Origin of the sequence: Butyrivibrio sp. DSM 10294 (genome assembly GCF_028539135.1) — a bacterium.
In the GTDB taxonomy this organism is placed as follows: Bacteria; Bacillota; Clostridia; order Lachnospirales; family Lachnospiraceae; genus Butyrivibrio.
The window spans coordinates 1-622 of record NZ_JANSWL010000052.1 but is presented as its reverse complement, the minus strand read 5'-3'; the positions used below and the strand labels follow the sequence as shown (position 1 = coordinate 622).

The 622-nt window shown below is 43.7% G+C and carries 1 protein-coding gene; it reads right to left on the bottom strand.

The annotated features are described in order from the left end of the window. Window positions 1–622: transposase (locus tag NXH67_RS04550; protein WP_272796574.1), on the bottom strand; the 622-nt coding region annotated here is incomplete at both ends.

Genomic DNA, 622 nt, shown 5'->3' with positions numbered 1-622 from the left:
CATATGTCCCATATCTGCTTCCTGTTTCTGGAATACATTGTGGCCCATAACCACTACATCTACGTGGTTATCCCTTGCATAGTCGGCTATATGTCTGCTTATCTTGTGTAACTGATCCTTTATCCTCCTGTTTCTCTTCTCGGTGAGTGTACTCATCCTTCTGGTACGATATCTCTTGTTGCTGGCCATTGCGCAGGCAGACAGCCTTGCCATCTCTTTGTTGTAGTACTGATTGATGGACTTGATGACACCGCCCTTTATTACAAAAGGCTTTGCGCTGAAGTTATTAACAACCGCAGCGATGTTGTCCGTTCCGGGATCTATTGCCATGACTCTTTTTCCCGAAATATCTGTCATTCCTGCAAGTTCCTTCAGGATTACAGAATCATCCCTTGGTGCAATGCCCTTCATTCCCATATCCATTACCACGTCAATCACAAAATCCCTGCCACATGGCTTGATACGCACTTCCTTAAGTGTCCCGGAAAAAGGCATATAAGAAAGCCTGAGCATTTCCTTAGTTCCCGGAAATCTGAGATACAAATCATCCTTTATTCTACAAATCTGGTTGGTAAGGATTGCAGTCTTGCCCTTGCCTTCTTTTACATATCTTGGAAGTTTT